This is a genomic window from Peribacillus sp. NPDC058075, assembly GCF_042885195.1.
GTDB lineage: Bacteria > Bacillota > Bacilli > Bacillales > DSM-1321 > Peribacillus.
In genome coordinates, this window is record NZ_JBHVSL010000001.1 from 491,969 (window position 1) to 517,169 (window position 25,201).

Below are 25,201 nucleotides of genomic sequence, written 5' to 3' on the forward strand. Positions count from 1 at the left end.
TTAAATATGCTTTTGAAACGCTACACGGGAAATTTGCTGTTATTGATACTGCTGTTATTGCTGCTTGCATTCTTTTTTCTAGGCGATGTTTTCATTCCCAAAGCGATTGATTTCTCGGATTACCCGATGCTTCACTCTCTGTTCGTCGTGTTTTTGGGATTGTTTTTAGAATCGATTCCTTTCCTGTTCCTCGGGGCCATTGCCTCATCGTTCATCCAGTTGTTCATCAGTGAAGAAATCACTCAGCGAATGATACCAAAAAGACCCCTGACGGCCATTTTTGCCGCGATAGGGGCGGCGCTGATCATTCCGGTTTGCGAATGTGCGATCATCCCGGTCGTCCGGAAATTGATTCAAAAGGGTGTCCCGGTCCACGCAGGTGTTGTTTTGCTCGTAACTGCCCCAATATTGAATGTCATCGTTTTTGGCTCAACTTATTATGCGTTCCAAAATAATCCGGCCATTCTATATGGAAGAATCATTCTTTGTGTCCTTACGGCGATAATCGCAGGTTTATTCATTCATATATTCAGCACGAAAGATGTGGTGAAAGAGGAGAAGCAGGAACTGGTACACGGGCATGTACATGATCTTCAGTCTAGTAAATGGACAAGCTTCATGGAACATACTTCACAGGAGTTTTTTATGGTCGGCAGATACTTTATCATCGGGGCCTTGTTTGCCAGTGTATTTCAGGTGTTCATGGATCGGTCCGTAATGGCCGATATTGGTCAGGCGCCAATAAAAGGCACGGCATTGATGATGGGCATTGCATTTTTGCTTTCACTCTGTTCATCAGCCGATGCATTCGTTGCGGCCTCCTTTTCCCATAGCTTCCTGCCAGGCTCCATACTTGGTTTCCTTGTATTTGGTCCCATGCTGGATTTGAAAAATGTCCTGATCATGATGTCCTGTTTTAAACGGAGCTTCGTCGTCACGTATGTTCTGCTTGTTTTCGCAATCGTCTTCAGCCTATGCCTGATTGCAAGTGGATTGATCAGTAAGGGGGGCTTCTGATGAAACGTTTATTTATCCAGAGGCTTGAAGGATTGCTGTTGCTTGGACTGGGTCTCATGATCTTTAAATTGTATGTTTCAGGATATTTAACGAAATTGATTGCACCCAAAATGATTCCATATGCATTGGCGGCGCTTTTTGCCTTTTTAGTGATCAGCCTCATCCGAATGAAAAAACAAAAACAAGGTGGACATCCTTGTGATTGCGGATCGAATGGAGAGTCTTCCGCGTCCGCACTGGTCCTGAATTATAGTTTGTTCTTCATTCCGATTCTTCTGGGCTTCATCTTGACCGATTTTACATTAAGCGGGGAAGTACTGGCGAAAAGGGGGCTGGCGAACCAGCAGACACAGCTGGTAAGCTCGTATGATTCAGGGAAACATGCGAATGGGGAGAAAATCTCGGTAACTGATGATAATTATTTTGAAGTACTGGATGATTTACTGAACAACCTCGATACGATCGAGGGGAAGGAAATAGAGATTTCGGGGTTCATATACCGTGAGGATACATTTACGAAAAAACAAATGGCCATCTCCCGCCTCTCCATGTCCTGCTGTGTGGTCGATGCGACGTTATACGGATATATGGTCAACGGGAATGTGGAAGGAATGAAGACGAATGATTGGTATACGATTACAGGGACATTAAAAAAAGGAAGGTATAAAGGGGAGCCCGTACCTGTGATCGATTTAAAAGAGTCGAAGAAAATAAAGGCACCCGAAGAAGCTTATTTATATGAAAATGTACAAATCATTCAGTAGAATTGGAAAACCCGGCAAAAGATGCTTTTGCCAGTCCGGAAAATCGTGCACTGCGGTCGAAAAAACGGAAACGGCGCCATTTGTTCAGGAGCACGTAACATAGTATAATGACCTTACCATGGATAGGGCGTAAGGAGGGATAATCATGTCTTCAGGTAATCGGAACAATCAAATCGGACCGCCGCGTTTCGCTATTGCCATTCACTCTCTGGTTTGGCTCGCACAAAGCGAAAAGCTCCTGACAAGTTCGGCAATCGCCTTAAAGGTGAAGTCACACGCCACTTTTTTAAGAAGGGTGATGGCCCAGCTTGCAGCTGCGGGGATCGTTGAAACAAAGGAGGGACGGGAAGGCGGATATAGCTTAAAGGTGCCTGCGTCTCAGCTGACTTTGGCGGATGTGTATCAAGCGGTACGGCCTGAATGTCTTGTTTGTATGGAAACGAGCGAATGCGGTGAAGTCGGGAAGCAGCTGGATACGGCTTTGGAGGAAATCATGAACGAAGCCGAAAAGGAAACATTGCGCCTGCTAAAGGGGTATACATTGGAAGAATTCATGAAAAAAGTCGACTTCACCAATTTTGAAAATGAGTGTCTAGGGTAATATCCTTGCAAGAGGATACCCAGGATTATATAATGTGCTTAGTGTAATTGCATTTAAAACTAGGAGGTATTTACATGAAGGTGGAAATTTGGTCGGATTATCAATGTCCGTTCTGTTATATAGGAAAGCGTCGATTCGAAGAGGCGTTAAAGCAGTTCGAAAATAAAGATCAGGTAGAGGTTTCATTTCGCAGTTTTGAGTTGAATCCAGAGGCTGAGCGGGATATCAACATGACTCAAAATGAAATGCTGGCCAAGAAATACGGCATGTCTCAAGCGCAGGTGGAAGCGAACAGCCAGAACCTGACTCAACAAGCCAAAGAATTGGGACTCGATTATCATTTGGACAAAGTGGTCTTAACGAATTCATTCGATGCCCACCGTTTGATGCATTTTGCTGAATCAAAAGGTAAAGAGAATGAAATGAATGAACGCCTATTTAAAGCTTACTTTACGGAAGGCAAACATATTGGCGATCACGCTATATTGGCTAGTTTGGCAGAAGAGGTTGGCCTTGAAAAGTCCGAGGCGGAGGCCATGCTGGCAGGAACGGCATTCACGGCAGAGGTTAGGGGAAATGAGCAAGAAGGAAGCCTGCTTGGAATTACAGGCGTGCCATTCTTCGTCATTAACCGCAAGTATGGAATCTCTGGTGCCCAGCCGCCAGAAGCATTCCTGGATACGCTAAAAAAAGTATGGGCTGAGGAAAATCCGCTTACGATCGTGAATGATCCAGCAACAGGTGACGCTTGTACGGACGGTACTTGTAACGTGCCGGAAAAATAATGAAGATATGAAGGAGGAGACCCGAAACTGGGGTCTCCTTTTTAATTAAAAAGGAAATGTTATATATGGCAAAGAATATAGTGTACAGGATGGCTTTTCAAAAAAGTCCGAAATGAAAGGGAGCTAAAAGGTGTATATAATGATTGGAATACTAGTCTTCGTGATTGCATGTGCAGTAACTGCCAAACTAATTTCCTATAAATATTGGACATGTATTTATTCAGCATTCGGGAACGAAAATTATTTTAAGGCGGTTGCGAAGTTGGAAAGGGAAGGGGTACAATTCAAAACGAAAACGCCTATGAATTTAGGCTCCGAAAGAATTCAGAATCGCCATGAAACCACTCAATATGATGTTTTTGTAAAAAAAGAACAGATGCATATTGCCCAAAGGGCACTTAACAAGAATTAACAAAAGGCAAATCGTTGAAAAAAGCTGTCCTGATGGCAGCTTTTTTATTGCCGGTGTTCAGACATACTACATCCCATTTCATAATTATTTTTTTAATGATGAGGGCAGTATACAACTTGGAGTGGAACGCCAGGTCAAGATTTACTTCCTTGGAAACTCACGAGTAAAAGCTCGAAACTTACGAGTAAAAGCTCGAAACTCACGAGTAAAAGCTCGAAACTCACGAGTAAAAGCTCGAAACTTACGAGTAAAAGCTCGAAACTCACGAGTAAAAGCTCGAAACCACGAGTAAACGCTCGAAACTCACGAGTATTCCCTCCAAACTTACGAGGGTGAGACTAATAAGAAGAAAAAGGCTGCCAATCCACTTTTTCCTTTGAATTTATATAGGATAAAAGAAAGAAAAAGCGTTGGATTTTGATTTGGAATTGGTTTTTTATAGTTTCAAAGACTGAAAATTTGTATAATGGGTGAGATGGATTTAATTGAATGTACATATAGGAGGGGCATGGATGAGTAAGCTTAATGGCAGGACCGTTGCTTTATTGGGAGCAAGGAAGACGGAAGAACTTAGTAAAATCGTTCAAAATCTTGGGGGAGTTCCGCTCGTTCGCCCAGCACAGGGGACAGTATTCCTTGATGATTCCCATTTGGAAGAAGATGTAACCCGGTTGATGGAAGGGGAGTTCGATTGGATTATCCTCACGACGGGAGTGGGGACGGAATTATTATATAAAACGGCCGTGAAGATGGAAGCGGGAGATCGTTTCATAGAAGCCTTGCAGTCTATGAAGATTGCAGCCAGGGGCTATAAAACGGTGAATATGCTGAAAAAGCTTGGCCTGCAGCCATTAATCCGTGATGATGATGGGAGTACGGCAGGGCTTGTTCGCAATCTGGAAGGCCATCTGCCAGGTGGTGTAAAGGTCGCTTTGCAGCTTCACGGCGATCCGGCGCCACTTTTGATGAACTGGTTGGATGAGCAAAAAGTAGAGCATAAAGAAATCCTGCCATATGAACATATACCGCCCGAAAAAGAAACGATGCAGCAGCTGATCCAAGAACTCCTTGAAGGCAAAATCGATTCGGTTGTGTTCACGAGTGCACCGCAGCCGCGAAATTTAATGAGATTTGTCCGTGAAAAAGGTGTGGAGGATAAGATAGCCGACCTGTTTGCATCAGATGTAATTGCTCTTGCGGTCGGGAAGGTAACGGCACAGGTGGTAATCGATGAAGGGATCGAGCGTGTCATTTATCCTGAAGATCAACGGATGGGCAGTGCAATGGTGGAGCTGGTGAAATATTATCAGGGAATAGCAAGCAGATAGGGGAGAGGTGCAGCATGACCAAGGGCAAGGTCTATTTTGTGGGTGCAGGTCCGGGAGATGTGGGCCTGATTACCGTCAAAGGTCAAAAAGCGATTGAAAAAGCGGACGTCATTTTATATGATCGATTGCTAAATCCCAAACTGTTGGACGCTGCCACCTTCGATTGTGAATTGATATATTGCGGAAAGACACCTTATACTATTGGCATCAGTCAAGGGGAAATCAATGAGCTGCTAGTTTCCAAAGCACTCGCAGGGCATCGGGTCGTCCGTTTGAAAGGCGGTGATCCTGCCGTTTTTGGAAGAGTCGGGGAAGAAGCGGAATCGTTGAAGGATGAGGGAATCCCATTCGAAGTGATTCCGGGGGTTACGTCCAGCATTGCTGCATCCATGTACGCAGGAGTCCCCGTCACACATCGGGATTACGGACGCTCCTTTGCGATGGTGACGGGCCATGACCGAACGAAGAAGGATATAGATTGGAACGGGCTTGTTAGTATAGATACGGTTGCCTTTTATATGGGTGTGGCCAATCTTCCGTATATCCGTGAAAATTTGATCAATCATGGAAAGGCGGGGAACACGCCGGCACTCGTCATTCAATGGGGGACATATGGAAGACAGGAAAGTGTCGAGGGGACCTTGGATGATATCGTCGAAAGGGTAAGTGAAAGGTCGCTTGGCAATCCTGCGATCACCTTGGTCGGGGATATCATTTCACTAAGGGGAAAACTGCAATGGTTCGAAAAGAAGCCACTATATGGACAGCGGTTTTTAGTGGCCCGGACCGGAACGGCAAAGAGTTCCTTGGCCGAAGCCCTGCATGAACTTGGCGGCGAAGTCATCGAGTTTCCTAAATGGAATGCGGCAAAAGTGAAAATAGAAGAAAGTCAGCTGCTCTCTTTTCTTTCGTATGATCGAATACTCTTCACTTCGCCCGAAAGTGTCCATGGATTCTTGGATTCTCTCACAGAACATGCTATTGATTTCCGCCGGATTTCTTCTAAGTTATATGTATTATCAAGGAAATCAAAAAAGGCTTTACAGCAACGGGGACTGACGGCCGAGCTCAAATCCGAGATGGCAGAAGCCGGAACCCTGTTGGTTGTTGGAGATCGAAACAGGGATCTTAGAGATTCGGCTCATGGGGACGGAGACTATATTCAATCAATCGCTAAATTTGTCGATGAAAGATTCCTTGAAATCTTTCCGAGAATGTTGGATGGGAAAGCGGTCGGAACGGTACTTTTTTCGAATCGGCATTCTGTTGATATGCTGATGCAATATGGGAACAAGGCAGACGTGGATATTGAAGGGCTGCTAAATCAAGCCTCCATCGGGGTGATCGGGGAAAGTACCGGCAATAGACTTCAAGACTATGGATTTACGTTGGATATGATGCCCAATGAACCGTCTGTCGAACAATTGGTGGAGTTGATCGTGAATAGGAATGTTTTTTAGGCTCTGATAAAACCAGAGTCTATTTCCTTTGGAGGGGTTTCGTTTTTCTATAGGAATGTTGTTTACATTCAGTGTTATGGCCAATCGTGTTATCATTACGGGACATAACTGGAAAATGAGAGAATTGATGTTTACCATTCAAAGACACGGGGAGACGTAATGTTTAATATTGTTGATATTTTATGGCAATTCTTCTACCTAGCCCTACTGGTTCTGCTATTCGTAATGGTCGTGAAGTCGATCCGTTTCTTTATAAAACATATGACAAAAATAAATAACCTTGAAAATAAAAGAGATGAATTACATGAACGAAAAGAAGGATGAGTGACTGCCGTATCTCCGGTTCGGTTTCCTGTTTGCGAGTTATAGCTTGGATTAACCTTGCCAAATGGACGCTCGTAAGATTTTGAGGAGTAAAGAGTAAAAGTCTTTTATTCCTTCCCAGATTGGGTATTATATATAAGTGACTTTTCCAGGGAGGCGAAGCAAATGAAACGGACATGGGAATACGTATTAAGTATCATAGGCGTGAGCATCGCTGCAATTTTTTTAATCGTGACGATCATTACGGCCGTTTATCTCAACAGTATCGATTTAAAAGAAATGGTGGACTACTCATTAATGACAGATTCTCAGGAGTTTTCCTCATCTGAAATTGATATGTCAGTCAAATTTTTCATGGGCTTATTATGGGCTGGGATCATATCGCTGTTCATTGCCTTGGCAGGCGGTTTGATCGCTATCTTTCTATTAAAGGGCGGCAAAGCGAAGGGAGCCGGAATCTTATTGATCATTACGGGCATTCTGACGATCTTTCATGTTTGGCCGCTTATCTTCTTCATCGTACCGGGAATCATGTGCCTTGTAAGGAAGCCGAGGGATACGGTGGAAGTGATTGAATGATCCTACACCATACATAGTTCTGTGATTTGAAAGAAAGGAGCTGGCCCGATAATGCGGGTAAGCTCCTTTTTCTTGGTGTAAGGATATTTTAGGGTAATATCCCTTTTTATACCTGTAATCACCAGTCTATCATGTTACTATTATTATAGATTTAAATATAAATATTCTGGAGTTCGATCAATGAAGATACCTTTAATGAAGGTTGGGGTACTGACCTGTTTAACCCTCGGTTTGTTCAATGGACAGGCTTTTGCGGAGTCTGGTATAACCAATGCGTGTTCATCATTCGGTGAGATTCAACCCAATGAAAATCCTTCCCATAAGCAGATGAACTGCTTACTGACGAATGCGGCAATAGAGGCTGAAATCCCCCCTGAAGTGGTAAAAGCGGTGGCTACGCAGGAAAACGGGGATTGGAGGCAATTTAATGAGGACGGTAAACCGATTAAATCTGACGATGGCGGTATCGGCCTATTGCAGCTTACCAATAAAACTGGATATGACCAGAAAAAGCTGGAAAATGATATTGTCTACAATATCGAGGCAGGCGTCGAGGTCCTGAGTGGCATATATTCAAGAAGGGATTCGCCCAAGATCAAAGATGCCGGACGCAGGGTCAACGAAAATTGGTATTTCCCTGTCATGGCTTACAATGGGACAAAACCGGTGAACAGTCCTCTTTACAAGGAAAACGGGAAAATAAATGCGAATGCCTACCAAGAGGAAGTTTTTGCTGAGATAGAAAACCAAAGTTATTTGAATGATGCAAAACTGGCAAAATACCCATTCAAAACTTCGGACTTTCAATATGATCGGGACAGCACTGAAAATATCGTCTTTAAAAACCTTGAATATACACTGACAGTTCAAACGCATGACTCTGTTTATTGGTTCAAGGCAGGAGACAAAGTGGTGACAACATCGAGCGCTAATATCAGGAAAGAAATAAGCACTACGGCAGGTGCAGTAACTGTTCCGCCAAATACCAGCTTGATCATCACAGGGAATTTTGACTATCACGAATCTAAGGGAAATAAATTTGTCTTTTACCCCGTACAAACGGAAGACAACAGTATTAAGGGGTATGTTTCATCGGCTTACATCTCCAATAGTCCATCGATTGTCAAGGATACGGATAAGCCAGTGATTTCAGGGGCTGCCGGTAAATCAATTCCATTCAACTCAACTTTCAACCCTAAAACCGGCATAAAGGCGAAGGATGATAAAGATGGTGACTTAACGAGTGCCATACGTGTTGAAGGTAAGGTGGATACCAAGAAAGTGGGCACCTATAATTTGACTTATACGGTAGCTGACAAGGCTGGGAATATTGCCAAGGTCACAAGGAAAATAACGGTTTATGATCAAGTCAAGCCAGTGATTTCAGGTACCGGGAATAAATCCATCAAACTAAATTCTTCATTCAATCCAATAACAAAAGTAAGTGCCAAGGATAATGTCGATGGCAACATGACAAGTAAAATCATAGTGACAGGAACCGTGAATACGAAGAAAAAGGGAACGTATACATTAAAGTATACAATCATTGATTCCTCGAAAAATACTGCGACAGTTACAAGGAAGATCACGATAGATGGCACAAAGCCAGTCATCTCGGGAGCCAATAGTAAAACAGTTGGCCATTATTCGACATTCAACCCTAAATCAGGTGTTTCTGCCAAAGATAATCTTGATGGGAGTTTAACAAGTAAGGTCAAAATAACAGGGACTGTGAATACGAATAAAAAAGGTACCTATACATTGACTTACACAGTTACGGATAAATCGAAGAACAAGGCAGAAGTAAAAGGAAAATTACAGTTAAATAGAAGGCAAAAAAGGATTCCCGCCATAGGGAATCCTTTTTTGATGTCTGAATGTGTTTGGCTGAAAGGTATGCATATATAATAGTAGAAAGTGTCCTTCAGGGTGGAGTCGATATTGATAAAAATGTTATAATTGTAAATAGATGTAATATGAAGTGATCTGAAGGGGGATTGTTTATGGGCATAGAACACGGGCATGTAAACTGGATGGATCAGATTTATAAGGAATATGAACGTGACGGCGGATTGAAGAATAATCCTGGCTTTGGAAAGCCGCTTCCGGAGTCGGCATTATCGGGAAATATATATGACAATTTCTTGACAAAGGCAAAGGATGCCGGCTACCTTCCGCTTTGGATAAAATGGCAAAAAGAAATTCGGGAAGAGCTATCCGGATTAGTTCGATTGAAAAAAATGAATGGACCTGAATCTGAAATAATGAAACGAATGGATGAAATAAATGAGAAAGTCCATACATATAATGCGATTTGTCCAGCCAAAATGCAACGTAGGGAAATAGAGTTGGAAAGCATCGATATCCAATATGAAAAATGGAAGTAATTGATAATGTGTAAAATGTGGGTATTTGTATGACGTGATCATTAAAGGATTATGATATAATGGCATGAATAAAAAAACAGAGAGAGGGACTTCGATTGGAAAATAGAAAAGAAGTTTTTTCATGGATAAAAGCGATATTGATTGCAGTCATTCTAGCTTTTTTAATTCGAACGTATATTTTTGCACCGATTGTTGTGGACGGTGAGTCAATGATGCCGACTCTGCAAGACCACGAAAGAATTGTTCTTACCAAGTTTGGAACGAATATCGATAATATCGACCGGTTTGATATTGTCGTTTTTCATGCAACGGTCGATAAAGATTATATAAAAAGAGTGATCGGTCTGCCAGGTGACCATATTGAATATAAAGATGATACGCTTTATATTAATGGGAAAGCTTATGAAGAACCATACTTGGACAAATATAAGAATCAGATGGCAGGGGTGCCGCTGACTGAATCCTTCAAGCTCGAAGATATTACAGGCAGCATGACTGTGCCGGAAGGTCAGCTGTTCCTTATGGGGGACAATCGCCAAAATAGTTTGGATAGCCGTGAAATCGGTACGATTTCCGTCGATGAAATTGTAGGCAAGGCGAATCTAGTGTATTGGCCGATCAATGAAATAAAGATTGTGAAATAAGAAGAAGCGGACTCAGGTTTAGAGTCCGCTTTTTTGTTGCGTTTTTCATTCCATTGTCATACAGGTTTTTCAACAAAAAACGTGTCGATTCTACTTTTTTTATCTTTTTTTATGAAAATCAACTCATTTGGGTTAAATTAGGTTATCCTATTAAAAAGAAGTAATCACGTTACCCAGGCCCGCATTAGAAATTGGATTACTTTAAAAAAGGGTGCTGAGATGGAGTACTATAGATGGATATGGTAAAGGATTTAATATCAAACTATGGTTATTTCGCAATATATGGGCTGTTGGCCATTGGGATAATTGGCTTGCCGGTTCCTGATGAGTTCATGATGACTTTTGTCGGCTATTTGTCATCCATTTCCGTTTTGAATGTCCAGGGAGCATTCCTTGTCAGTTTCCTTGGATCGATATCCGGAATGCTTTTCAGTTATTTCATCGGGAAAAAGGTAGGGAAGCCATTTTTGAGGAAGTATGGTAAGTGGATCAAAATGACCCCCGCGAGGTTGGAAAAATTGGAGAAATGGTTCAATAAATACGGTCCATGGACCATTATCATAGCCTATTTCATCCCAGGAGTCCGTCACTTCGCCAGTTACATTTCCGGCATGAATGGAATGGGGAAACGAAAGTACTTTATCTTTGCCGGAGCAGGGGCTTTCAGTTGGTGTTTGGTATTTACGACTTTTGGCTATTTCATTGGTGTATTAACTTAACTCATTTCAACTTCAAAATTTCTTTATTGAATCAGAAAAAACCGTTTCTGGATTCCAGAAACGGTTTTTTCCATTTCTGCCTATATTTATTGAGCTGAGTATCCGCCATCGATGACAAGCTCGGCACCAGTTACGTATGAAGCGTCATCGGATGCTAGATAAAGCACGGCATTTGCAATATCCGCCGGCTGACCCAAGCGTTGTAATGGTGTTGCCTTGATCATTTGGTTCACTAACTCTTTTGACTCTTCTAATTTTTGAGTCATTGGTGTTTCGATGATACCAGGGAATACAGCATTGACACGGACACCCATGCGGCCATATTGCGTTGCGGCAGCCTTGGAGATAGCACGAACGGCACCTTTTGAAGCAGAATAAGAGTTTAAGCCCATTCCGATTTGAGCAGTAAAGGAAGAAATGTTCACGACTGCGCCTTTACCTTCTTTAGCCATGTAAGGAACAACATGCTTCATTCCAAGGAATGGTCCAAATCCATTGATGCTTAACATTAGCTGCCAATCGGCCAATGACGTATCGTTAATGCCTTTTTCCGTTGAGATGCCGGCATTGTTAACCAATATGTCGATCTTGCCAAATTTAGCGATAACTTCATCCGTCACTTTTTTCCAGCTTTCGTCTGAGGATACATCAAGTACGGCTCCGTGGACGTTATCCAATTCATTCACAACAGCTACAGCTTTTTCATTGATATCAGCAGCAATGACTTGTGCTCCTTCTTTTGTGAATAGGTCAACCATTTCCCTGCCCATACCAGATGCTCCGCCAGTGATAATGGCTACTTTATTAGTCAATCTTCCCATCATGATCACTCCTAATTTGTTGTTATAACGATGAATATATGTTCAAGCATAGTTCAAAAGTTATATTATCAACGAGCAATACTATAACTCCTTCTAGAATCCGTCAAGCCTTTTATTTTTCCGCTTGCGATTTGCCTTTTTCCTGCTGGATAAAAAATGTTTGTGGAAAAAGAATTTCCGCGTTGAGAGCGCTATCAATCTTTTAATCTACAATTTGATACCGTAGATTATCAATATCTAAAATAGCTGAATCTGTTCTATATGAACCGATTCACAAGTAATCTTGTAGAGGCATCATATGATGCTGGGGAGCACCATATATTCAATTCTAGTGATAAAAATCGAATACTGCAATCTTTTTGTACTTTAAATACAATTTTTTATAACGTCATTCCAATTCTAGCTTTTCAGAACTTTCTGTACATTGGAGGTCATCATTTTATGAATAACAGAATGTATCTTTCCCTGGCCATCCCGCTAACGATTTCGACGATGAGTACGCCCTTGCTCGGTGCGGTCGATACGGCTGTGGTTGGAAAGTTGAGCGATCCCGCCTATATTGGCGGGGTGGCTGTCGGAACCATTATTTTTAATACGATGTATTGGCTTTTTGGTTTTCTTCGGGTCAGTACATCTGCCTTCGCTGCACAAGCGGAGGGGGCAAGGGATGAAAAGCAAAGCCTAATGGCCTTGGTTCGGCCTTTTTTCATAGCAGCGATCATCGGTCTTCTTTTTATCGTGATCCAAAAGCCCATTTTGAATATTTCGATAGGCGCAATCAGTCCGGAATCGGACGTTTCCGCCTTTGCCGCAGACTATTTCGGCATCAGGATATGGGGTGCACCTTTTGCATTATTGAACTATGTCATCTTAGGCTGGTTAATCGGGAAATCCAGGATAAAAACATCTTTGTTCATTCAAGTTTTCATGAACGTGATCAATATAGTCTTGTGCCTCGTTTTTGTAAATGGCTTTTCATGGTCTGTATCAGGGGTTGCTGCCGCTTCATTGATATCAGAGATCGCCGCGTTTTTCCTGGGTTTGTGGGTGATCCGGAAAGCGGTCAACGTACCGGATTCAGTTTCATTCCGGGAGGGGTTCGATCGGGCTTCCCTGAAAAAAATGATGGTGGTCAACAGGGATTTATTCATCAGGACCATTTGTCTGATCACGGTTTTCAATCTTTTTACGGCCAAGGGAGCCACTTTCGGGACAGAGACACTGGCGGCAAATGCCGTACTTATACAAATCCATTACCTGATGGCCTATTGCTTTGATGGCTTCGCGAATGCATCAAGTCTTCTGGTCGGGAGGGCAATTGGTTCGAGAGATATAAACCTTTACAAAAAAACACTCTCACTATCGGCGCGGTGGGGCTTATATGCTTCAGTCATACTTGCAGCATCTTACTATCTATTCAGCGATGAGGTCATTCTCCTTTTCACGGATATCCCCGGTGTCATCGAACTGGCCCATGAATATGGACTTTGGATAGTCCTATTCCCGTTCAGTGCCTTTATTGGACTCATTTTTTATGGAGTGTTCACCGGTGCGACCGAAGCCGTTCCAGTAAGGAATTCGATGCTTCTTGCACTATTGGCTTTTTTGATTGTCCAGTTCTCAGCAGTCAGCAATCATGGCAATCATGGATTATGGCTTGCATTCCTGGCTTTCAGTTTAGGACGTTCCGTGTTTTTAGCCTTATACATCCCAAGGCTAAACCGAAAAGTAACAAAGCTTATGGATGCCGATAGTTTAATGAAATCATCTTCTTTTTAATAAAAGAGGGTGTTTTTTATTTGTGTAAGGGATTTTATCGGTAGTTTGACGGTAGCGAAAATACGGGAATACGAAGAATAGGTAGCAACGCTTGGCGAATCAGGTAGTAAAAGTGATAAAATGAAAAATATATAAAAAAGAGGAGTTGTCGTATTTTGAGTGAATTGAATTGGCGAGAAGAAGTTGAAAAACGAAAAATGGACTTATTACTGGATACACAAAACTTATTGAAAATAAAAAGTGTACTGGATGAGGAACATCCTACAGAGGAGGCCCCATTCGGTAAGGGGGTGCAGGAAGCGCTTGAGTTCATGCTTCAATTAGGTGAAAAGGACGGCTTTACTGTGAAAAATGTCGATAATGTCGCTGGTCATATTGAAATGGGTGAAGGCGAGGAGTTAATCGGGATATTATGCCATGTCGACGTGGTACCTGAGGGAGATGGCTGGAGTTCGGATCCGTTCGGCGCTGAGATCCGCAATGGCCGCATATATGCTCGCGGGGCAATCGATGATAAAGGGCCGACCATGGCTGCTTATCATGCGATGAAGCTGGTCCGGGAGCTAGGAGAACCTTTGAACAAACGTGTGAGGATGATCATTGGAACCGATGAAGAATCGAACTGGCGCTGTGTTGACCGGTACTTTGAGGTGGAGGAAATGCCCTCGATCGGCTTCGCACCAGATGCTGACTTCCCGATCATCAGTGCGGAAAAAGGAATCTGGGATTTCTCGGTTATACATCCTGCCGATGCAGGAAATGGTACGAACTCAGACGTGAATGTTATCGAATTTTCTTCAGGGCGAAGGACGAATATGGTACCGGATTTTGCTACGGCCATTGTGGAAGCGGCCAACCCTGCTGAAGTGGCAGCAAACTATCAGGGTTATTTGCAAAAATACTCATTGAGCGGCCAAGCCGTTCCGCAAAAAAATCAAGTGCTGCTTGAAATGAATGGTGTCTCGGCACACGCGATGGAACCGAAGAATGGAAAAAATGCAGGTCTCTTTTTAGCAGCATTTTTAGCCGATCTTACTCTTGATCCGCATGCGAAAGCCTATTTCACTTTCATTAAGGATCGTTTGTTTGAAGATTCCCGCGGAAATAATTTAGGTGTGGCTTACTCGGATGAGCAAACAGGTGAACTGACGCTCAATGCCGGTGTTTTCAATTATTCAAAACAAGGGGACAGCTCGATCGGTTTCAGTATGCGATATCCGGTGACGTTTGAGTGGGAACAGCAAAAGGCGGCATTGGAAGAAAGACTTGCTGCATATAATTTGAAAGTGAAGACCAATTCGCATTCGACTCCACATTTTGTGGACAGTGAAAGCTTCTTGATTAAGACCTTGCAGAAAGTTTATGAAGCGGAGACAGGTGACAAAGCTGAGCTCCTTTCGATTGGCGGCGGCACATACGCCCGTTCATTGAAAGAAGGCGTAGCTTTCGGCCCGCTTTTCCCTGGAAGCGAAGACATTGCGCATCAGAAAGATGAATATATTGATATTGAAGATATGCTTAAGGCAACGTCCATTTATGCACGTGCCATTCATGAATTAGCTAAATAAGAGGCAAAGAGGGAGAAAGACATGGGAAAAATCATTTTTAACGGCGACCTTAAAAGCAGGTCCGAAGTAAAGGTAGATATTGAAGACCGCGGATATCAATTCGGTGACGGCGTCTATGAAGTCATTCGGGTTTATAATGGCGAATTATTTGCGGGGGATATGCATTTGAACCGGCTGATCGACAGTGCGAAGTTGATACAGATGAAAGTTCCCTTTACCATAGCGGAAATCAAAACCCGCATGAAAGAGCTGATCGCTGAAGATCAACTGAAGGATGGTATTGTCTATATGCAGCTGACAAGAGGAGTATCAACGCGTACACACTCTTTTCCAACTGCAGGGGTGGAACCGGTCTTTGTCGCCTATACCAAGGAAATGCCTTATACAGGCAAAATGAAGCCAGGGGTCAATGCTGTTACCACCGACGATATACGCTGGCTGCGCTGTAATATCAAGAGTTTAAATCTACTGGGTAATATAATGGCTAAACAGCAAGCGGTGGAAGCCGGCTGTGATGAAGCGATCCAGCATCGTGATGGTACGGTGACGGAGGGAAGTTCGTCAAATGTCTCAATCGTGGTGGATGGTCAACTTAAAACGCATCCAGCCACAAACTTGATCCTGAATGGAATTACCCGTCAGGTGATGCTGAAACTTTGCGCTGATCATGGGCTTCCCTATGTCGAAGAAGCCTTCACGGTCGAGGACATGATGGCAGCCGATGAAGTCCTTTATACAAGCACTAGCGTCGAAGTGACACCCATTATTAATATCGATGGCCAATCGATTGCAGCCGGGGAACCCGGTCCGATAACTCAAAGACTGCAGAAGCTGTTTTCCGAGGAAATCGAGAAGCAATGCGGTTCCGTTAACTAGATAAAAGCCTCTTTGCCACTATTGGCAAAGGGGTTTTTTTATTTGTGTAGTCGGAGATCCGATCACGTTAATTACTCCTATTCGAACTCTCTTTTTGACATTTTCAAAAACCAGGAATATACTTGCTAATAACCTAAAAAGTTTACCTGTCGCAACAATTTGAGTTGCGTATAAAAAGGAGTTGACATAGATATGTCCGATGTGTTGCATCAACCTTCTTCAAGAGGAATAAAAAAACTTCTTCCCTATCTTGGGCCTGCCTTTATAGCTGCTGTGGCCTATATTGATCCAGGAAATTATGCGACCAATATTACAGCCGGATCTAAATATGGCTATACGTTATTATGGGTTATCTTCGCATCCAATTTAATGGCTGTTCTAATCCAATCACTATCAGCTAAATTGGGGATAGCCACTGGAAAGAACCTTCCAGAGCTATGCAGGGAAAGATTTTCGAAAAAAACATCTTTCTTATTATGGATTCAGGCCGAAGCCGTCATAATGGCAACCGACCTAGCTGAATTCATAGGAGCTGCACTAGGGATTTATTTGTTATTTGACTTACCGCTTATCACTTCGGCAATAATTGCAGCGATTGGTTCCTTTGCCATTCTCGAATTCCAGCGCAGGGGTTATCGAACGTTCGAAGCTCTGATCACGGTCATGATATTTGTCGTTGTGATAGCATTTGGTGCTCAAGTTTTTTATGCGAAACCTGACACTTCAGCCGTTGTATTAGGACTCTTCACTCCAAAGTTCGAGGGAGTGGACAGTATTTTGCTATCGGCCGGTATGCTTGGTGCCACCGTAATGCCACATGCAATCTACCTTCATTCTTCTTTGACTCAAAGAAGAATAGTCGGAAAAAACGATTTGGAAAGAAAAAGGATTTATCGTTTTGAGTTAATTGACATAGTCATCGCCATGTTGATTGCAGGCGCGATCAATGCCGCCATGGTCATAGTTTCAGCTGCCCTATTTCATAAGAATGGAATACTTGTAGAGGACTTGGATGTTGCCTATCAACAGTTCGGGGCCATGCTTGGACCATCAGTCGCGATGTTTTTTGGAATAGGACTTTTATTTGCAGGCTTATCCAGCTCATCCGTTGGTGTAATGACCGGTGATGTTGTCATGCAGGGATTCATTAAAAGACATATACCGATTTATTTAAGAAGGGTCATTACCACCGTTCCGCCCCTGCTCATAATATTATGGGGAGTGAATCCATCCAAAGCACTTGTGATGAGCCAAATTGTACTCTCGTTCGGCATCGCGTTTGCCCTGGTGCCCTTGATCATGTTTACAAGCGATAAAAAAATCATGGGCAGCCTGGTCAACCATAAAATCACCTCCAGCGTCGCTTGGCTTATAGCTGTACTTATCATTGGACTGAACTTGTTCTTGCTTTACGAAACACTTTTCAGTTAAAAGAAGCAGGGAGGGACCAATCTTTGGTCCTTTTTTGTTTGGATTTTTTGCTGTGTGTGTCGTTAATCCGACCCAGTTCGGGTATAATCCGACCTTGCGCAGAGATAATCCGACCCAGCCCGAAAAACCCCTACCTGGACTGCGTTCATATGATGTGAAATTTGAAATATTCCTGATGGAGGGAATATTTATTAGGAAGCCCAAGAGAAGGTATATGCAATGGGAATTATGGTAAAATTAAAGGGAAAATAGGAAGGAATATAAGTGACCATGAATACTCATTTTTTCTTTGCTTTAGTATTGCCTGATGATATTAAGGCTCATTTAAATGCTGTTACGGAACAATTGAAGCCGGAATTTTCATTTAAGAAATGGCTGCATCCAGCCGATTATCATATTACAATGGCATTTTTGGGCAATGCTCCCGATACATTGAAAGAGGATGCCATGGGGCGTGTGGAAAGCGAGCTGGCCAATGAGGCTTCATTCGGCTTGGAGCTCGGCGATATCGGCGGTTTTGGCAGGAGTGACAGTCCAAGGATCCTATGGGCAGGCGTCAAGCAGCAAGATAGGCTATTTGCCATCCAAAGGAAGATCTATCATTCTTGTATCGAAGCGGGTTTTGAACTTGATAAAAAGCCGTTTAAGCCTCATATAACGCTGGCAAGAAAATTCGAGGGTGAAAGTCCCTTTTCGTTGGAGAGCGTCCGCCAGATAGCGAATTTGAAGGATAAGCATTTTGAAGCAGATCAGGTTGCGTTATATCAAACACATCTTGGAGCTTCCCCTTCATACGAGAAGGTTTTCACGATTAACCTTCAAAAATAGAGAGAGATGGGTGGTGGTCGAATGGCACAGCTCATAAAGATGCAGGATTATATTTCCCGGTATGAGCAGGATATATATCGTTATCCAACACAATTTGCACGGTTGAAAAAACAGCAATGGGATAAATTGAAGGCTGCTTATCATGCGGGCGAGCTAGATCGGTTGTATAGCGAACATACTGAAAAACAAGTCAAATTCGATCCGCCTCAGGAAGAGTCAAAGGGCCTGTTAAAAAAGGTGAAAGGCATCTTCCACAGGACAGGTAAACAGGAGGCTGAAGCAGAAGAACTGCCAATACCGGTGCAGATTGAAGATACTAATGTTTTTTCATTAAGATTTCCGTTCCGTCCGGCCAGTCTTGATGAATTAAAGCAAAATTACTTAAATCAATTGCTCCGCTTTCAAATGAAATGGGGGAGTTCGACGCTTCGTGAAAAGTCATTTGTGGACCAATCTTTCTTTTTGGATGAGAGGCTCCGCTTTTTTCTGCAGCGTTTTCCGGATACGTTTCTCGTATTATATAAACCTATCTTTCTATTGAAAAATGCGCCTGTTGAAGTCGAAGTCATTTTATTGACCCCTGTTGATGCTTGGTGCATCACTTTTCTGGAAGCGGAAGAAGACGCTGCATTCATCGGTTCGAGTGATCGGTTCTGGGTCCGCAGGCATCATAAGCATCCTGATAAAAAGGTGCTCAATCCTTTGTTGAGCGCAAATCGGATGACGAACATCGTCACCCAGTTATTTGAGCTATATGAAGTGAACATGCCGATTAAAAAGGTGATTTTATCCCGGAATGGATATGTGGATTATCCCGAAGCCCCTTATGATATTACGATATTGGATAAACGGACCTTCGCAGAATGGTTTGAAAGGATGCGGGCAATATCGTCTCCTCTTAAAGCGCAGCAGTTAAAAGGGGCGCAGGCATTGCTTGAATATTGCCAAACTACATCCAGCCTGAGACCTGAATGGGAAGCTGAAGATAACCAAACAGAAGGAAATGAGCATGCCGCACCTTAATGAAAAAGTGTATTTCATTGTCAATCCAATGGCTGGAAATGAAGAGAGTTTGAAGATTTGGAAAAAAGCCGAGAAAATACTGAAATCAAAAGCGGTTCCCCATGAGGTGTTTTTTACACGGGAAAAGGGGCATGCGCTAAGATTGACGAAGAAAATTCTATCAGGGACGAATCAGGATACCCGGGTGATTGCTGTCGGGGGAGATGGCACGATTAATGAAATGATAAATGGCGCCATGGGTTTCCCTAACGCAATCATCGGCTCCCTTGCGGCTGGATCCGGCAATGATTATGTAAGGGGCATTCAAAAAACTGAGAGTATGGAAGAAGCCCTTTCTGTATTTCAGGATAATGCCTTTACTCCCATTGATATTGGACAGTTCGAGACGAATGGCAAGGTGGGTTATTTCGTGAACAGCCTGGGAATGGGCATTGATGCTGAAATTTCCGATGAAGCAAACCGTTCCCCTCTGAAAAAATGGTTTAATTTTGTCAGAGCGGGTAAATTAATTTATCTGTTCATTTTTATAAAAAAGTTATCTTCTTACAAGCCCGGCTGCATGGAATTGATCATTGATGGACATCGGCATCTTTTGAAAAAGGTATGGTTCATCGTCATTGCGAATCAGCCCTACTTTGGAGGTGGAATGAAAATTTCACCGATGTCGAAGGTGGATGATGGCAGGTTGAACGTGATTGCGGTCCATGATATTACTTTGTTGAAATTATTGACCGTCTTCATCACCGTTTTATGGGGCGGTCACCTCAACATTAAAAATGTTGATTCTTTTTCTGGTGAAATGATAAAAATGAAGAATCAAGGGTCAGTAAAAATCCAGTCTGATGGAGAAATTGTTGGTAGGGACGAAGTAGCTGCAGTGGTTCTGAAAGAGAAAATGGGCGTCTTGTTCAAGGGTGATATCCCATACAAAAATATGAAATGATTTATTTGTTTTTGTTTTATGCGTATAATCGTTTTATAGTACTTGACGAAGAAACCGTTTTTCAACTAAAATTTAATTTATGGCTATTGTTTAATTGCTCAATAGCTATTTTTTTATTTCTCTAAAATGAGGATGTTTTTAATTGCGGGTATCATCCCGATGCAAGTATATATGCAGCTTCGCCAGCAGGCGGATTTTTTATAAAACATGGACTCAAAGTAGTGGTAATACATACACTAGGTGAACGTACCCACATTTGTATGATTAAGCGAGGAAATCGAAGGTGAACCAGTTGGAACATTTATTAGGTCAGGAGTGGGATATATCCCCTGCTGGAGGAGCTACGGGAGAAGCCTTTATTGCCGAGAAAGAGGGGCAGAAGCTCTTCCTTAAACGAAATTCATCGCCATTTTTAGCTGTTCTCTCAGCTGAGGGCATTGTTCCAAAGTTAATGTGGACAAAACGCCTGGAAAACGGGGATGTAATTACGGCCCAGCATTGGATGGAAGGCAGGGAGCTATCTCAGCAGGAAATGAACAATATAAGAGTCGCAAAGCTGCTTCAAAAAATTCATCAATCCGATCCTTTGTTAAGCATGCTCAAAAGGCTTGGGAAATCCCCTTTACGACCTGAAAGTATACTTACAGACATAGAAACCGGGTTATCTTCGGATGTTACGGATATTCCGATTATTAAGCAGGCCATCCATTTTTTACAGAATAATCTTCTGTTGATTGAATGCGACGAAAAAGTCGTTTGTCATTGTGATGTGAACCATAATAATTGGCTCATGACTGAAACCGACGGATTGTTCCTGATTGATTGGGACGGAGCGGTCATTGGCGACCCGGCCATTGACCTCGGCATACTCCTATATTCATATGTCCCAAGGGAAGAATGGAATCAATGGCTTGCCCGCTACGGCAAGAAGCTAGACGCAGGCCTGGAGATGAGGATGAAATGGCACACGGTTTCACAACTTGTGCTTTCCATCCAATGGCATCATCGCAGAAAGCGGTACGAGGAAAGAAATGAATTACTGCAAAAACTGGAAGCATTATTGATGGTTGGCTGATCAGAATTGATCTATATCATCCACCCACTGGGACAAGTCGTTCTGGTGGGTTGAAATATGTGCATCTAAATCGGCGGTACCGATGCCAGTCTGGCTGTATTCGTAAATCTCCGTCAGTATCGTTTTCACATTGCTGTCAATATCCATATTGATCATTAAGGATTTGACGAGCCTTTCAACCTGTTCACATTCAGAAACGGATCCGCAGCAGTCTGATTGGTGATTGGTCAATATATCTTTCAATAGTGACATTTGATGTTCATGGGAAAGCGGCATATAATACCACTCCTTTCTTAAATATGGATTCAAGGGATTCTCAGGTGGTTCTTGCCTGCCCTTCACTTATTTATGGTGTGTTTTGTGAAAAGTTTTATACATGAAAACTACAGAGACTGTCGCCTGGATGGCCGGCAGTTTTTTTATTTGTTAAGTCTGTGCTTGCAGGCTGTTTCCTGAAAAAATCAACTTGCAGGGATCCATCCACTCGTGGTATGGTTTGAACGATTATATTATAAATAGGGGTGTCATCATGCGTTTAAGAAATAAACCTTGGGCTGAAGACCGTTTGAATGATTTTCCACAATATGTAATTCATCAGCCGGTGAGCCATAAAGGTAAATGGAATGAAGTTTTCGGTAACGATAATCCGTTATATATTGAAGTGGGTACGGGCAAAGGCCGATTCATCACAGAAATGGCAAAAGCCCATCCTGATGTGAATTTCATTGGAATTGAAGTATATGGAAGCGTCATTGTAGCTGCATTGGACTTGCTGATTGAAGCGGATGTTCCAAATTTAAAGCTGTTGAATGTTGACGCAGTGAACTTGGGGGACTATTTTGCAAAAGGTGACGTGGATCGCGTTTACTTGAATTTCTCTGATCCGTGGCCTAAATCACGTCATGCAAAACGTCGGTTAACGTATAAGACCTTCCTCGAAGTATATGAAGGCATCCTGCCAGACAAAGGCGAGATCCACTTCAAGACGGATAACCAAGGGTTATTCGAATCTTCCTTGAAGAGTATTTCCGAATACGGCATGCTCTTGAAATATGTAAGCCTTGATCTGCATAACAGCAATTTTGAAGGTAATATCATGACTGAATATGAAGAAAAGTTCTCGAGTAAAGGCAACCGGATATACAGATTGGAAGCAATGTTCCAATAATCATAATCACCGATCAGAAACCAGGTGCACAGCATCTGGTTTTTTTAATGTTTAATCGGGTGTATTTCTATCATGAGGATGGCTTAATCGTTATCAATTTCAATATATGGAAGTGGGTGTTAAACTATAGGAAGAGGAGGGGTATAATGGAAAAGATGCAAATAGGGGAAATTAAATTAACATGGTTGAATGGCGGTGTGACTCACTTGGATGGCGGTGCGATGTTCGGTGTTGTACCGAAACCGCTTTGGTCCAAGAAGTATCCTGTTAACGAAAATAACCAAATCGAACTACGAACGGATCCGATTTTGGTGCAGGCTAATGGATTGAACATGCTTATAGATTCCGGTATTGGCAATGGAAAGCTGAATGACAAGCAGAAACGGAATTTTGGGGTGACAGAGGAATCCAATCTTGTCGAAGATCTTGGCAGACTTGGGCTTCAGCCAAATGATATCGATTACATTTTAATGACCCATCTACATTTCGACCATGCCTGCGGGTTGACGAAACGTGAAGGTGAAACGTGGGTGCCTGTTTTTGAACGTGCAGAAATCATTACGACCCAAACTGAATGGGATGAAATGAAAAACCCGAATATTCGTTCAAAAAGTACATATTGGGCAGAAAACTGGGAGGCTGTGGCTTCTTTTGTACGTCCTTTTGATGGTGAGCTGGAAATTACGGACGGGATTAAAATGATCCATACTGGCGGACATAGTGATGGACATGCGATCATCATCATTGAGGATGGCGGGGATAGATTGATTCACATGGCAGATATCATGCCGACGCACGCCCATGCGAATGTCCTCTGGGTCCTCGCATATGATGATTATCCCATGACTTCCATCGAAGCGAAGGAAAAGTGGATGAAATCCGGACTGGAAAATGGGTCTTGGTACAGCTTTTACCATGATGCCCAATACTGTGCCATCAAATGGGATGAAACGGGTAAGGAGATAATAGACGAATTGAAACGGAAGCGGTAAGCGGGAAAGCAAAAGGAGGACGTCATTTTGACGGCCTCCTTTTATGTTTCAATCAGTTTGCGCATTAAGCTCCAATATCGTTCCTGTTGAGGCATCTGCAACAAATTCGAATTGCTCGCGTTTACCCTCTGTGTTTCTGGTGATCCCGCCTTTGTATACTTCATAGTCCAAATCATTTTTTGTATAGTTTTCCGGCTTCATCAAGATCCATGAGCCATATATATTTCCATCTTTTTTGACTGTTTCCTTCACTTGGGCCAAGACTTTATCGGGAGAAGGTTTACTTGTTTGATCCAATAGTTGTTTTGTCGCATAGCCCGCAGCAAACCCGGCTGCAGTACCCAGTAAAAACGTTTTCCAATTCATTGATTTCTCCTCCATTGCATTTTTTAAAATCACTTCTTTCAGTATACAGAAGAACGCTTTATTTGACTAATAATTTGAAATTTTACCCATTAACTGATAAATTAGAACTTTCTAGTGTAACACGATGCTAAGTTCTGTAAAATAGTAAGAAACAATACATAGGTTAGGGGTAGAAAAATGAATCATGAGACTTTGGAGCTTTTTAAAACATTGACGGAATTACCGGGAGCCTCGGGAAATGAACATGCAGTTCGGAATTTCATGAAAAGTGAGCTGACAAAGTATTCGGATGAAATTGTCCAGGATCGCCTTGGCGGAATATTTGGCGTAAAAAGAGGCAATGAGGATGGGCCGACTGTACTAGTTGCCGGCCACATGGATGAAGTGGGATTCATGGTCACCTCCGTAACGGAAAATGGAATGATTCGCTTTCAGACCCTAGGAGGCTGGTGGAGTCAAGTGCTTTTGGCCCAAAGAGTCGAAATCATAACGGATAACGGTCCGGTCATTGGTGTCATCGGTTCTATTCCGCCTCATTTGCTTGATGAGTCGCAACGCTCAAAACCAATGGATATCAAAAATATGCTGATTGATATCGGGGCGGATGATAAGGAAGATGTTAAGAGAATCGGTATTAAGCCAGGTCAGCAGATTGTACCGATTTGTCCATTCACGCCGATGGCCAATGAGAAGAAAATCCTCGCAAAAGCGTGGGATAATCGTTATGGCTGCGGACTTGCGATTGAATTGTTAAAGGATTTAAAAGGTGAAACGTTACCGAATGTCTTATATTCCGGGGCAACCGTCCAGGAGGAAGTCGGATTACGGGGTGCGCAAACTGCAGCTCATATGATCAAACCGGATCTTTTCTTCGCTTTGGATGCAAGTCCGGCGAACGATATGTCCGGCAGTAAAAATGAATTTGGTCAGCTGGGAAAAGGGGCATTGCTCCGCATTTTTGATCGTTCGATGGTCACTCATCGCGGCATGAGGGAATTCATCCTTGATACGGCCGAGTCGAATGAGATTCCGTATCAATATTTCGTTTCCCAAGGCGGCACGGATGCAGGGCAAGTCCATATTGCAAACGAAGGCATTCCAAGCGGGGTGATTGGCATTTGTTCCCGCTATATTCATACACATGCATCCATGATTCATATTGATGATTATGCCGCTGCACGTGAGCTGATTGGGAAATTGGTCCGTTCCTGTGATAAAACGACATTCGAGACCTTGATTAATAACGGTTGATGGTAGAAGCTGAAATGGAATGAGATGCTGTCATGTATCCTTTTCCATCAGCTTTTTTTA

Annotated in this window: 27 protein-coding genes; 24 read left to right on the plus strand and 3 right to left on the minus strand. The window is 42.8% G+C overall.

Annotated elements, in window-relative coordinates:
* Window positions 1-6: 6 nt before the first annotated feature.
* From ACFVS1_RS02545 to ACFVS1_RS02605, 13 genes are all read left to right on the plus strand, one after another.
* Complete coding sequence (locus tag ACFVS1_RS02545; protein ID WP_387545016.1) at window positions 7-1,017, plus strand: permease; 1,011 nt, start codon at window positions 7-9, stop codon at window positions 1,015-1,017.
* Window positions 1,017-1,781 carry a TIGR03943 family putative permease subunit gene (locus tag ACFVS1_RS02550; RefSeq protein WP_387545018.1) on the plus strand — a complete coding sequence of 255 codons (765 nt, stop codon included), beginning with the start codon at window positions 1,017-1,019 and terminating at the stop codon, window positions 1,779-1,781. The genes ACFVS1_RS02545 and ACFVS1_RS02550 overlap by 1 nt, the downstream gene beginning before the upstream one ends.
* A gap of 145 nt (window positions 1,782-1,926) precedes the next feature.
* The gene (locus ACFVS1_RS02555) at window positions 1,927-2,382 is read left to right on the plus strand and encodes an RrF2 family transcriptional regulator (RefSeq protein ID WP_063232644.1); all 456 of its coding nucleotides are present in this window, start codon (window positions 1,927-1,929) and stop codon (window positions 2,380-2,382) included.
* A 74-nt stretch (window positions 2,383-2,456) separates the two neighbouring features.
* Window positions 2,457-3,167 (plus strand): DsbA family oxidoreductase, encoded by a 711-nt coding sequence (locus ACFVS1_RS02560; protein ID WP_352925502.1) that lies wholly within the window; start codon window positions 2,457-2,459, stop codon window positions 3,165-3,167.
* 139 nt (window positions 3,168-3,306) lie between these two features.
* A complete protein-coding gene (locus tag ACFVS1_RS02565; RefSeq protein ID WP_387545020.1) occupies window positions 3,307-3,579 on the plus strand; it encodes a hypothetical protein in 273 nt (90 codons plus the stop codon).
* Window positions 3,580-4,091: 512 nt separating this feature from the next.
* Complete coding sequence (locus tag ACFVS1_RS02570) at window positions 4,092-4,907, plus strand: uroporphyrinogen-III synthase (protein WP_387545022.1); 816 nt, start codon at window positions 4,092-4,094, stop codon at window positions 4,905-4,907.
* A gap of 14 nt (window positions 4,908-4,921) precedes the next feature.
* Window positions 4,922-6,367, plus strand: a complete 1,446-nt coding sequence (cobA, locus tag ACFVS1_RS02575; protein WP_387545024.1) for a uroporphyrinogen-III C-methyltransferase — start codon at window positions 4,922-4,924, stop codon at window positions 6,365-6,367.
* A gap of 159 nt (window positions 6,368-6,526) precedes the next feature.
* Complete coding sequence (locus ACFVS1_RS02580) at window positions 6,527-6,691, plus strand: hypothetical protein (protein WP_387545026.1); 165 nt, start codon at window positions 6,527-6,529, stop codon at window positions 6,689-6,691.
* Between the two features lie 165 nt (window positions 6,692-6,856).
* Window positions 6,857-7,270, plus strand: a complete 414-nt coding sequence (locus ACFVS1_RS02585) for a DUF4064 domain-containing protein (RefSeq protein ID WP_387545027.1) — start codon at window positions 6,857-6,859, stop codon at window positions 7,268-7,270.
* A 180-nt stretch (window positions 7,271-7,450) separates the two neighbouring features.
* The gene (locus tag ACFVS1_RS02590; protein ID WP_387545028.1) at window positions 7,451-9,178 is read left to right on the plus strand and encodes an immunoglobulin-like domain-containing protein; all 1,728 of its coding nucleotides are present in this window, start codon (window positions 7,451-7,453) and stop codon (window positions 9,176-9,178) included.
* Window positions 9,179-9,273: 95 nt separating this feature from the next.
* Window positions 9,274-9,657 carry a DnaJ family domain-containing protein gene (locus tag ACFVS1_RS02595; RefSeq protein ID WP_387545029.1) on the plus strand — a complete coding sequence of 128 codons (384 nt, stop codon included), beginning with the start codon at window positions 9,274-9,276 and terminating at the stop codon, window positions 9,655-9,657.
* Between the two features lie 95 nt (window positions 9,658-9,752).
* A complete protein-coding gene (lepB, locus tag ACFVS1_RS02600) occupies window positions 9,753-10,301 on the plus strand; it encodes a signal peptidase I (protein ID WP_241592588.1) in 549 nt (182 codons plus the stop codon).
* Window positions 10,302-10,534: 233 nt separating this feature from the next.
* On the plus strand, window positions 10,535-11,020 hold the full coding sequence (locus ACFVS1_RS02605; protein ID WP_137018105.1) for a DedA family protein: 486 nt from the start codon (window positions 10,535-10,537) through the stop codon (window positions 11,018-11,020).
* 86 nt (window positions 11,021-11,106) lie between these two features.
* Here ACFVS1_RS02605 and ACFVS1_RS02610 read toward each other — a convergent pair whose 3' ends face one another.
* Window positions 11,107-11,841, minus strand: coding sequence for an SDR family NAD(P)-dependent oxidoreductase (locus tag ACFVS1_RS02610; RefSeq protein ID WP_101222983.1), 735 nt, complete (start codon window positions 11,839-11,841; stop codon window positions 11,107-11,109).
* A gap of 441 nt (window positions 11,842-12,282) precedes the next feature.
* On the opposite strand from ACFVS1_RS02610, the gene ACFVS1_RS02615 reads away from it, so the two are divergent.
* The 8 genes from ACFVS1_RS02615 (at window position 12,283) to ACFVS1_RS02650 (ending at window position 21,364) form a co-directional block, all read left to right on the plus strand.
* Window positions 12,283-13,620, plus strand: a complete 1,338-nt coding sequence (locus ACFVS1_RS02615) for an MATE family efflux transporter (RefSeq protein WP_387545032.1) — start codon at window positions 12,283-12,285, stop codon at window positions 13,618-13,620.
* Window positions 13,621-13,775: 155 nt separating this feature from the next.
* Entirely contained in the window at window positions 13,776-15,188 is a 1,413-nt protein-coding gene (gene pepV / locus ACFVS1_RS02620; protein ID WP_352925517.1) for a dipeptidase PepV, read from the plus strand.
* A 21-nt stretch (window positions 15,189-15,209) separates the two neighbouring features.
* Window positions 15,210-16,064 carry a D-amino-acid transaminase gene (gene dat / locus ACFVS1_RS02625; RefSeq protein WP_352925519.1) on the plus strand — a complete coding sequence of 285 codons (855 nt, stop codon included), beginning with the start codon at window positions 15,210-15,212 and terminating at the stop codon, window positions 16,062-16,064.
* 192 nt (window positions 16,065-16,256) lie between these two features.
* A complete protein-coding gene (locus tag ACFVS1_RS02630; RefSeq protein ID WP_352925521.1) occupies window positions 16,257-17,495 on the plus strand; it encodes an Nramp family divalent metal transporter in 1,239 nt (412 codons plus the stop codon).
* Between the two features lie 270 nt (window positions 17,496-17,765).
* Window positions 17,766-18,323 carry an RNA 2',3'-cyclic phosphodiesterase gene (gene thpR, locus ACFVS1_RS02635; protein ID WP_352925598.1) on the plus strand — a complete coding sequence of 186 codons (558 nt, stop codon included), beginning with the start codon at window positions 17,766-17,768 and terminating at the stop codon, window positions 18,321-18,323.
* Between the two features lie 21 nt (window positions 18,324-18,344).
* Entirely contained in the window at window positions 18,345-19,346 is a 1,002-nt protein-coding gene (locus ACFVS1_RS02640) for an NERD domain-containing protein (RefSeq protein WP_387545033.1), read from the plus strand.
* A complete protein-coding gene (locus tag ACFVS1_RS02645) occupies window positions 19,333-20,289 on the plus strand; it encodes a diacylglycerol/lipid kinase family protein (RefSeq protein ID WP_387545035.1) in 957 nt (318 codons plus the stop codon). The genes ACFVS1_RS02640 and ACFVS1_RS02645 overlap by 14 nt, the downstream gene beginning before the upstream one ends.
* Before the next feature lie 292 nt (window positions 20,290-20,581).
* Window positions 20,582-21,364 carry a phosphotransferase family protein gene (locus tag ACFVS1_RS02650; RefSeq protein ID WP_063232868.1) on the plus strand — a complete coding sequence of 261 codons (783 nt, stop codon included), beginning with the start codon at window positions 20,582-20,584 and terminating at the stop codon, window positions 21,362-21,364.
* Here the strand turns inward: ACFVS1_RS02650 and ACFVS1_RS02655 are convergent, their stop codons facing one another.
* Window positions 21,365-21,640: a YtzH-like family protein gene (locus ACFVS1_RS02655; protein WP_352925527.1), complete on the minus strand. Its 276-nt coding sequence runs from the start codon at window positions 21,638-21,640 to the stop codon at window positions 21,365-21,367. It lies immediately after the preceding gene.
* A 253-nt stretch (window positions 21,641-21,893) separates the two neighbouring features.
* Here ACFVS1_RS02655 and trmB point away from each other — a divergent pair, with 253 nt between their 5' ends.
* Together trmB and ACFVS1_RS02665 are read left to right on the plus strand one after the other, a co-directional pair.
* A complete protein-coding gene (gene trmB / locus ACFVS1_RS02660; protein ID WP_352925529.1) occupies window positions 21,894-22,532 on the plus strand; it encodes a tRNA (guanosine(46)-N7)-methyltransferase TrmB in 639 nt (212 codons plus the stop codon).
* A 146-nt stretch (window positions 22,533-22,678) separates the two neighbouring features.
* Window positions 22,679-23,524 carry a YtnP family quorum-quenching lactonase gene (locus tag ACFVS1_RS02665; protein ID WP_352925531.1) on the plus strand — a complete coding sequence of 282 codons (846 nt, stop codon included), beginning with the start codon at window positions 22,679-22,681 and terminating at the stop codon, window positions 23,522-23,524.
* 48 nt (window positions 23,525-23,572) lie between these two features.
* Here the strand turns inward: ACFVS1_RS02665 and ACFVS1_RS02670 are convergent, their stop codons facing one another.
* Window positions 23,573-23,890, minus strand: coding sequence for a hypothetical protein (locus ACFVS1_RS02670; RefSeq protein ID WP_352925533.1), 318 nt, complete (start codon window positions 23,888-23,890; stop codon window positions 23,573-23,575).
* Window positions 23,891-24,067: 177 nt separating this feature from the next.
* Here ACFVS1_RS02670 and ACFVS1_RS02675 point away from each other — a divergent pair, with 177 nt between their 5' ends.
* Window positions 24,068-25,141: a M42 family metallopeptidase gene (locus tag ACFVS1_RS02675; protein WP_352925535.1), complete on the plus strand. Its 1,074-nt coding sequence runs from the start codon at window positions 24,068-24,070 to the stop codon at window positions 25,139-25,141.
* Window positions 25,142-25,201: the final 60 nt, after the last annotated feature.